The organism is Nocardioides sp. GCM10027114 (assembly GCF_042659625.1).
In the GTDB taxonomy this organism is placed as follows: domain Bacteria; phylum Actinomycetota; class Actinomycetes; order Propionibacteriales; family Nocardioidaceae; genus Nocardioides.
Genome location: NZ_JBHSSS010000026.1, coordinates 324212 through 333357, shown reverse-complemented (window position 1 = coordinate 333357; position 9146 = coordinate 324212). Strand labels below are relative to the sequence as shown.

The window sequence follows — 9146 nt, the reverse complement described above, 5'->3', positions numbered from 1 at the left end:
GCCGCCTGGGCCGCCCGGGTGGAGTCCTCGACCTCGCTGTCGGACGGCGTCGACCACAGGTACGCCGTGAGGCCGGCGACCGCCAGCGTCACCACCGCGAGCGCCACCACGGCCCAGGCCGGGACGGCGCCCGCCCGCAGCCCGGCGAGGGCGGCGCCGGGCGTCGCGCTGGGGGTCGTCGCGGGGACGGCCGCCGGTGCGGCCGGGCCCGCTCCCGCTGCCGCGGCCGCGGTCACGCCGGTCGCGCCCGGCTCATCGAGCCCGTCGGGCTCGTCCGCCGGCTCGGGCCGCTCGGCCTCGACGGCCGCACGCTCGGCGAGCGCGGCGTCGTACGCCGCCCGCTGCTCGTCGTCGAGCAGCACCTCCGCGGCCTGGTTGGCCAGCTTGAAGCGGCGGTCGGTGGGGTCGCGGTCGGCGGTCGCCGCCCTCCAGGCGTCCTTGATCTCGGCCTTGGACGCCGTCGCGTCGACGCCGAGCAGGTCGTACCAGCTGGGGCTGCCGGGACCGCGCGTGCTGTCGGGGGAACTGGTGGCCATCACTGCGCCTCCGAGGCCGACTCGTAGGAGTCCACGAGCCACGTGCCGTCGATCTTGTCCAGGCTCATCACGTAGCGGAACGGGACGGTCGCGGGCTGCCCCTGACCGCCGCCACCGGGGAAGGACGTCTCGAACGTCCCGGCGACGAGCACCTCGGCGGAGTCCTCGTCGATCACCGAGACCCCGGTCGCGAAGACCTCCGCGGAGCGGCTCGCCTGCGTCTGGGCGACGGTCTGCTCCGCCAGCGGAGCGCCGTTCTGCTCGAAGTCGCCGGCGAGCTTCGGGGTCATCACCGCGGCGACCTGCTCGCGGTACTCGGGCATCTGCTCCCCCTCGAGCATCTCGGGACCGTAGGTCCCCACCCGCAGTGCGAGCTGCCGCGCCTGCGCCATGGCCGCCTCGCGCTCCGACTGGAGCTCCTCGGCGTCACCCTGGCGATCGGCGAGCAACCAGATCAGCAGACCACCGGACACGACGAGCGCGACGACCAGCACGCCGAGCAGGGCACGGCGGAAGGTGCTGGAACCGGTGCTCGTCGGGTCGGTGTCGTGGTCGCTGCTCGTCACTCCTGCGGGCCCAGCAGGGGCTGGAGGTACAGCCACTTCCACGACTCCTCTCCGAACGACGACGGGGCGAGGCTACCCGGGGACCGGTACGCCGACGGGACCCGGTCGCCCCAGTGGACGCGCTTCCGGTCGGGGTCGTAGGTCGCCACGACCGGCGCGCGGTAGGCGGCCCCCGCCCGGTTGAGGTGCTGGGCGCCCCGGGCGTTGGACACGGCCGCGGGCTCGGTGCAGCGGGCCTGCATGTTCATCGGCGCGTTGCTGCCGTCCTGCGGCGGGCGCTGGTTGGTGCTCTCGTAGCCCTTGTTGCAGACGTGGGAGTCCTGCTGGAGGATGAATCCGAAGTGGGCGTCGTACAGCCCGGTGTCCTTCGACTTCGACACCACCGTGAAGCCGCCCTCCACCACGTAGGGGTAGATCACGAGGATCTGCTCCACGCCGTCGAGGTGCTTCACCACGACCTCGCCGGTCGTGACCAGGTCGTTGATCAGCGCGCCGAGCGCGACGTCGTTGTCCTTGAGGAACGTGCGCAGCTGGTTGGCCGTCGCCGAGCCGTTCTCGATGACCCGGCGCAGGTCCTTGTCGGCCGCCGCCAGCGAGCCGCTGAACAGCGAGAACTCGCGGGCGAAGGTGCGCAGCGCCCCGGCCGAGGCGAGCTGCCCCTTGAGGACGGTGTTGCTGTCCTTGATGAGCGCGGTGGTCACGTCGAAGTTCGCGTTGGCCTCGCGGATGAACGCGTCGCCGGAGTCGATCATCCGGGCGAGGTCCTCGCCCGTGCCGGAGAACGCCTTGCCCATCTCCGTCACCGTCGTCTGCAGCGCCTCCTGGTCCACCGACTGCACGGTGTTGGACAGGTTGGTGAGCAGCGTCTGGGTCTTGATCGGGGTCCGGGTGTCCTCCTCGGCGATCTCGGAGTCCTCGCGGAGGTAGGGCTCGCTGTCCGCCTGCGGCTGGAGCTCGACGTACTGCTCACCGACCGCGGAGCGGTTGCCGACCACCGCGAGGGTGTCGGCAGGCACGGTGTCGTAGTCGTTGTCGATCGACAGGTGCACGTCGACGCCGGCGTCGGTGAGCTCCATGTGCTCGACCTGGCCGACCCGGACGCCGCGGTAGGTCACCTCGGCGCCGGTGAAGATGCCGCCGGACTCCGGGAAGTGGGCGACGACGGTGTAGGCGTCGTCGACCACGAGCCGGTCGAGCCGGGCGTACCGAGCCCCGACGTAGCTCACGCCGATCAGCGTGATCAGGACGAAGACCAGGAGCTGGATCTTGGTACGGCGCGTGATCATCGGGTCACCATTCCGGGGACGAGCAGGTGCACGAGGGTGGGGTCGTAGACCGCCATCAGCTGGCCCATCGTCGGGCCGTGCTGCGCGGACCACCGCTCGGCGAGCGGGCCGTGGGCCGCCCGGCCGAGGCCGCCGGTGATCCCGTCGAGCGGGCCACCGTCCTCGGCGCTGCTGGACGGGGTCGGCAGCCCGGGCACGAGGTTCAGCTCGCGGCAGACGTCCTTGTTCTCGTTCTGCGGCTTGCGGCACTCCTCGCGGAGCTCCTCCAGCGACTCGGCGTCGCTGATGACCTTCTTGCAGGCCTTGCTCTGCAGGTCGCCGCTCTCGATGCACTTCTGGACGTTGTCGACGATCACGGTGGGGTCGATCACCGACGGCAGGTTGGTCGGCGGCGTCGGGTTGTTCTTCGTGATCTTGAAGTCCATCTCGATCGACAGGTTGGTGTAGTCACCCATGTGCAGGTTGCGGGCGACCTGCGGGTCACGGCCCACCACCTCGTCGACGAACGGGTAGGTCAGGAAGACGTGGAACGCGTTGGCGAAGTCGTCGCCGGCGTTGCCGAGCTCGGTGAGCACCGGGCTGAGCTGGCGGAACGACTCGATGGTGGACCGCTTCGACTCCCGGATCACGCGGACGCCGACGTCGCCGAGCCGGTTGAGCGCCTTGAGCATCCGGACCAGGTCGTCGCGCTGCTTGTCGAGCGAACGCAGCGCGCTCGGCATCTCCTCGAGGGCGAGGTCGATGTCGTCGGTCTGCTCGTTGACGGAGATCGCGAGCCGGTTGAGGGACTCGATGGCCCGGACGATGTCGCCCTTGCCGTCGTCGAGCTGGCTCATCAGCAGCTCGATCTGCGAGAGCACCGACTTCGCGGAGTCCTCCCGACCCTCGAGCGCCTCGTTGAGCTCGCTCGCGATGGTCTTGAGCTGTGCGACGCCGCCGCCGTTGAGGACCAGGCTCAGCGCGCCCAGCACCTCCTCGACCTCGGGGTTGCGGCCCGAGCGGTCGAGCGGGATGGTGTCGCCGCTCTCGAGCGCGCCGGTCGGGGTCTCGTCCTGCGGTGCCGAGAGGGAGACGAACTTCTCGCCCAGCAGGCTGGTCTGCCGCAGCTCGGCCACCGCGTTGTCCGGGAGTTCGACGTCCGAGCGCACCTCGAGGGTCACCTTCGCGACGTAGCCGTCGAGGTCGACCTCGGTCACCTCGCCGACGCTGACGTCGTTGACCTTGACGGTCGACTTGGGCACCAGGTCGAGCACGTCGCGGAACATCACCGTGACGACCATCGGGTCGGCGCCGGTGTCCGTGCCGCCGGGGAGCGGCAGCTCGTACACGTCGAAGTCACAGGCGCTGAGGGTGAGCGAGGTCGCCACCCCCAGCAGCAGCAGCTTGAGTCGCTTCACTGCGCCACCTCCACCAGGCCGCCGAGGGTCGGGTCGTGGCGCTCCTGCCAGCCGGGACCGCCCATGGCGCCGAACGCCGTGCGGTTGAGGCCGGGGAAGCCGCCGTTCTGGATCGCCTTGCACATCTCGCCGGAGGTGTCCGCCTGGCTGACGATGCCGCACAGGAAGGTCTCCGGGTCGGCCGCGGCCACCTCGCCGACCTCGCCCTGGTTGGCGCGGGTGTCGAGGGTTCCGGCCTGCGGGTTGTAGGCGAGGTACAGGTTGTTCAGCGCCAGCGGGGCAGCATCGAGGATCTCGTCTAGCGCGCCGCGCTGCTTGGCGAGCACCTTCGCGAACCGGCTGAGCCCCTTGATGTTGCGGCCCAGGATCTCGCGGTTGTCGCGGACGAAGGACTCCACCTCGGTCATCGCCGTGGCGAGGTTGTCGAGCGAGGCCCGCAGCTCCTGGCGCTCGCCCGAGAGCATCTCGGAGACCTGCGCGAGGGACTGGTTGAACTCGCGGACCGTGCGGTCGTTCTCGGCGAGGGTGCCGATGAAGCCCTGCAGCGCCCGGGCGGAGCCGAACAGCTCCTCCTTGTTGTTGTCGAGCGTCTGGCTGAACTTCGAGAAGTCCTTGATGGTCTGGTGGAACTGCTCGCCCTGGCCGCCGAAGTTCTCGGCAGTGGTCTCGAGGAGGTCGGTCAGCGCGCCGTCGCGGTTGGCTCCGTTGGGGCCGAGCGCGACGTTGAGCTTGTCGAGGCCGTCGTAGATCTGGTCGAGCTCCAGCGGGACCGAGGTCCGGTCCTGGTCGAGCTCGGCGCCGTCCTCGAGCACCTCGCCGCTGCCGTCGTGGACCGGGGTGAGCTGGATGTAGCGGTCGCCCACGATCGAGGGGGCGATGATCACGGCCTTCGCGTCGGCAGGAATCTTCGTGTCGCCCTCGTAGGACATCGTCACGACGACGTCGGTGCCCGACGGGGTCACCGAGTCGACGGTGCCGATCGGGACACCGAGGACACGCACGTCGCTGCCCTCGTAGATCGAGATGGTCCGGGGGAAGTGCGCGACGAGGGTCTTGCGGTCCTCACCGCCGAACATCGTCACAGCGGCCGCGGCCAGCAGGGCGACGATGACGCCCGGGATGATCAGCTTCTTGATGCCAGGCATGTCACTCACCCGCCTGCGGGACCGGCGGGAAGTTCTGGATGTAGGTGTCGAACCACGGGCCCGTTCCGAGCGTGTTGGCGAACACCCGGTAGAAGGGCGCCATCAACCGCAGGCTGTTGTCGATGTTGTCCTCGTTCTTGTTGAGCACCCGGACGACGTTCTCGAGGTGCGTCAGGGCCGGCTTGAGGTCGGCGCGGCTCTCGCGCACCAGGGTGGTCAGCTCCTTCGAGAGCCGGGTGGTGGAGACGAGCAGCCGGTGGACGGCGTCGCGCCGCTGCACCAGCGCCTGGAAGAGCACGTCGGCGTCCTCCATCAGCGCGATGATGTCCTGGTCGCGCTCGTCGAGCACCGTGGAGACCCGCTCGAGGTTGCCGAGCAGCTGGTTGATCTGCTCGTCCCGCGCCGCGACGTTCGCGGAGAGGCGCGAGACGCCGTCGAGGGCCTCGCGGAACTCCTCCGGGGTGTTGCGGGTCAGGTCGGCGAGCGTGGTCAGCGACTTCGCGAGCTGGTCGGTGTCGATCTGCTCGGAGGTCTCGGCGAGGCCGGAGAAGGCCTCGACCACGTCGTACGGCGAGCTGGTGCGCTCCACGGGGATCTCGGCCCCCTCCTCGAGCTGGCCCGAACCGGCCGGCTCCAGCGAGAGGAACATCGCGCCGAGCAGCGTCTTCACCTTGATCGCCGCCGCGGTCTGGGTGCCGAAGTCGGCGTCCTCCTCGACCCGGAAGGTCACCCGGACGTGGTCGCCCTCGAGCTCGACGGCCTCGACCTTGCCGACGCGGACGCCGGCGATGCGGACCTCGTCGTTGGCCTTGAGGCCACCGGCCTCGCTGAAGGCAGCGTGGTAGGTGTCGCCGCCGCCGATCAGCGGCAGGTCCTGGGCCCGGAAGGCGGCGAGGACCATCGCGGCCAGCACGGCCATGCTCACGGCCCCGACGATCACGGGGTTGCGGTCACGGAAGTTCTTCATCCGAGGTCACACCTGTCCGATTCGGTCTGGTACTCGATCGGGTGGGACTTGCCGGCGAACTGGACGTCCGCCTTGAACGTGCAGAGGTAGAAGTTGAACCACGAGCCGTAGATCGCGGTCCGGCCGACCTTGGTCAGCTTGATCGGCAGCACCTGCAGCGCCCGGTCGATCTCGGCCTTGTTGCGGTCGAGATTGCCGGCCGCGCGGCGCAGCTGCTTGATGTCCTCGACGAAGGGCTCGCGGATGCCGTCGACGAGGTCGGCGGTCTCCAGCGACAGCGCGGAGATCTGGTCGAGCGAGCCGAGGATGGCCTGCCGGTCCTTCTTGAGCCCACCGATGAACTGGCGGAAGGTCACGATCAGCTCGCTGAGCTGCTCGTCGCGGTCGCCGACGTGGTCGAGCGCCTCGTTGAGGTTCTCGATGAGCTGGCCGAAGACCTGGTCGCGCTCGGCGAGGGTCTGCGTCACCGACGCGGTGTGCGCCAGCAGCCCCTCGAGCGTGCCGCCCTCGCCCTGGAAGACCTGGATGATCTCGTAGGAGAGCTGGTTGAGGTCGGAGGGCGACAGCGCCTGGAACAGCGGCTTGAAGCCGTTGAACAGCACGGTCAGGTCGAGCGCCGGGGACGTCTGCGAGACCGGGATGGTCGCGCCCTCCTCCAGCGGGGAGGCGTCCCCGATCTCCTGGCTCAGCGAGATGTAGCGCTGGCCGACGAGGTTGCGGTAGCGGATCGCCGCGTTGGTGGCGCCCGTCATCGGGGTGTCCTCCTCGACGGAGAACGTCACCAGGGCGCGGGTCCGGTCGGTGATCTCGATGTCCTTGACCGTGCCGACCTTGACGCCGGCGACCCGGACGTCGTCGCCCTCCACCACGCCAGTGGCGTCGGAGAAGACGGCCTTGAACTCCTTGCTGCCGGCGAAGGAGATGTTGCCGATCGTCATCACGAGCACGGCGGTGGCCATGGTCGTGACGAGCATGAAGATGAGGAGCTTCACCGCCGCCGAGGCGGTCTTCGCGTCGAGACCCATCATCGCTTGGCACCCCCTCGCAGCTCCGCCGCACAGCTGCGGCCGTGGTCCGCGAGCCGACCGACGCGGCTCCGCGCTTCGCGGGTGGTCATCGGTAGCTCACCTCCGCTCCGCGTGCCATCGGGCCGATCAGCAGGACGCCCAGGTCGGGCACGTCACCGGCGGTGACGCCGAGCGAGGGGCCGAGCAGGGACTTCAGCAAGGTGGACTCCCGGGAGCTGCCGGCGACGCCGAAGCCGGTCGGAGCGAGGTCCGCGGCGCCGACGCCGAAGCCCGGCGTGGTGCGGCTGGTGCCCTTGCCGGTCGGCTCGTCCACGCCGTCGTCCATGTTGGGCTGCGAGCGCACCGGGTTGGACTGGGAGTACGGCGGGTTCGGCAGCCGCAGGCAGTTGGGCCCGCGGTCCTCGCCGAAGCGCGGCTTGTCCTGCGGCTTGTAGCCACGGGGCTGGTTGGGCAGCGGCTCGAGGTTGATGTGCAGGGTGAAGTTGCGGAACGCCTCGGCCTGCAGCTTGCCGGCGTTGACGATGCCGCCCGCGAGGCAGGGGAACTCCGGGGAGTACTTGGCCAGGACCCGCAGCTGCTGCTCGCTGACCTCGCCGAGCCGGATGATGTTGTCGCCGTTGCGCTCGAGGAAGTCGCGCGAGGTGTCGGAGAACGCGGCCACGTCGGTGAACAGCGCGTTGACCTCGGCCTCCTTCTCCTCGAGCGTCGTCGTGGTGGTCACCGACGTCCGCAGGATGTCCGCGACCTCCGGCATGATGTCGGCGTAGACGTCGGAGACCTCGGCCGTGAGGCGCAGGTCCTCGACGATCTCGGGGATCTGCGGGTTCAGCCGCTTGAGGTAGCTGTCGACGGTCTCGAGGTTCTCGCCGATCAGCTCGCCGCGGCCCTCGAGCGCGGTCGCCATCGCGTTGAGCGTCATGTTGAGCTCGGCGGGCTGGACCGTGCGCAGCAGCGGGTAGAGGTCGGAGAGGACCTTCTCGACCTCGATCGACACCTCGGTGCGCTCGATCGTGGCACCGGGCTCGATGGGCTCGGACGCGCCGTCCTCCTCCGGGACCAGGGAGACGTACTTCTCGCCGAACAGCGTCTTGGGCACGATCGAGCCGGAGACGTCGGACGGAATGGTCTCGGTGTGGTCGGGGTACAGCCCGAGGGTGACGTCGGCACCCTCCGCCGTCGGCTGGAAGTCGAGGACCTCCCCCACGATGACGCCGCGGATCTTCACGTCGGCGCGCTCGGGGAGCTGCAGGCCGATGTTCGACGTCTTGAGGGTGACCTCGTCGTAGTCGGCGAACTTCTTGGTGAAGATCGCGTAGGTCAGGTAGACCGAGGCGAGCAGCATGGCCATGAAGGCCACGCCGAGGATCTTGTGGCTCTGGGCAAGTCTCATCGCACGCTCACCCCGCCAACCTGACAGTGGTGGTGGTGCCCCAGATGGCCATGGACAGGAACAGGTCGATGACGTTGATGGCCACGATGCTCGTGCGGACAGCGCGGCCGACGGCCACGCCCACGCCCGCTGGACCTCCCGATGCGGTGTACCCGTGGTAGCAGTGGATGAGGATGACGACGACGGCGAAGACGAGCACCTTGCCGAACGACCACAGCACGTCCCCTGGTGGCAGGAACTGGTTGAAGTAGTGGTCGTAGGTGCCGGTGCTCTGGCCGTAGAACTGGGTGACGATCAGCCGGCTCGCGAAGTACGACGACAGCAGGCCGACGACGTACAGCGGGATGATCGCGATCATGCCGCCGATGACGCGGGTGGCGACGAGGAACGGCATGGACGGGATCGCCATCACCTCGAGTGCGTCGACCTCCTCGGAGATCCGCATCGCGCCGAGCTGGGCGGTGAAGCCGCAGCCGACCGTCGCCGCGAGGGCGATGCCGGCCACGAGGGGCGCGATCTCACGCGTGTTGAAGTAGGCGGAGACGAACCCGGAGAAGGCGGCCGTGCCGAGCTGGTTGAGCGCGGCGTACCCGGACAGGCCCACCTGGGCGCCGGTGAAGAAGGTCATGCCGACGATGACGCCGACGGTGCCGCCGATGACGGCGAGCGCACCCGAGCCGAGGGTGACCTCGGCGAGGATCCGCATGATCTCGCGGGGGTAGCGCGCGACGGAGCGGGGCAGCGCCCGCAGGACGCGCAGGTAGAAGGCGAGCTGCTCGCCCATCGTGTCGAGCGACGACAGCGGCTTCTGGTACACGGTCTTCAAGGTGG

9 protein-coding genes are annotated in these 9146 nt (G+C 69.4%); all 9 read right to left on the bottom strand.

Annotation, left to right across the window (positions count from 1 at the left end; all coding sequences use genetic code 11):
- Positions 1 to 536 (bottom strand): DnaJ domain-containing protein (locus tag ACFP2E_RS16010; protein WP_378539351.1); only part of this gene is annotated, 536 nt, incomplete at its 3' end.
- On the bottom strand, positions 536 to 1102 hold the full coding sequence (locus tag ACFP2E_RS16005; protein ID WP_378523799.1) for a hypothetical protein: 567 nt from the start codon (positions 1100 to 1102) through the stop codon (positions 536 to 538). The genes ACFP2E_RS16010 and ACFP2E_RS16005, both read right to left, overlap by 1 nt.
- A complete protein-coding gene (locus ACFP2E_RS16000; protein ID WP_378523798.1) occupies positions 1099 to 2388 on the bottom strand; it encodes an MCE family protein in 1290 nt (429 codons plus the stop codon). The genes ACFP2E_RS16005 and ACFP2E_RS16000 overlap by 4 nt, the downstream gene beginning before the upstream one ends.
- Positions 2385 to 3785, bottom strand: coding sequence for an MCE family protein (locus ACFP2E_RS15995; RefSeq protein ID WP_378523797.1), 1401 nt, complete (start codon positions 3783 to 3785; stop codon positions 2385 to 2387). Before ACFP2E_RS15995 ends, ACFP2E_RS16000 begins: the two co-directional genes overlap by 4 nt.
- Positions 3782 to 4930, bottom strand: a complete 1149-nt coding sequence (locus ACFP2E_RS15990) for an MCE family protein (protein WP_378523796.1) — start codon at positions 4928 to 4930, stop codon at positions 3782 to 3784. Before ACFP2E_RS15990 ends, ACFP2E_RS15995 begins: the two co-directional genes overlap by 4 nt.
- A gap of 1 nt (position 4931) precedes the next feature.
- Entirely contained in the window at positions 4932 to 5897 is a 966-nt protein-coding gene (locus tag ACFP2E_RS15985; RefSeq protein WP_378523795.1) for an MCE family protein, read from the bottom strand.
- Positions 5894 to 6925: an MCE family protein gene (locus tag ACFP2E_RS15980; RefSeq protein WP_378523794.1), complete on the bottom strand. Its 1032-nt coding sequence runs from the start codon at positions 6923 to 6925 to the stop codon at positions 5894 to 5896. The genes ACFP2E_RS15985 and ACFP2E_RS15980 overlap by 4 nt, the downstream gene beginning before the upstream one ends.
- A gap of 85 nt (positions 6926 to 7010) precedes the next feature.
- Positions 7011 to 8315 carry an MCE family protein gene (locus tag ACFP2E_RS15975; RefSeq protein ID WP_378523793.1) on the bottom strand — a complete coding sequence of 435 codons (1305 nt, stop codon included), beginning with the start codon at positions 8313 to 8315 and terminating at the stop codon, positions 7011 to 7013.
- A gap of 7 nt (positions 8316 to 8322) precedes the next feature.
- Positions 8323 to 9099, bottom strand: coding sequence for an MlaE family ABC transporter permease (locus ACFP2E_RS15970; RefSeq protein WP_378524177.1), 777 nt, complete (start codon positions 9097 to 9099; stop codon positions 8323 to 8325).
- Positions 9100 to 9146 lie beyond the last annotated feature (47 nt).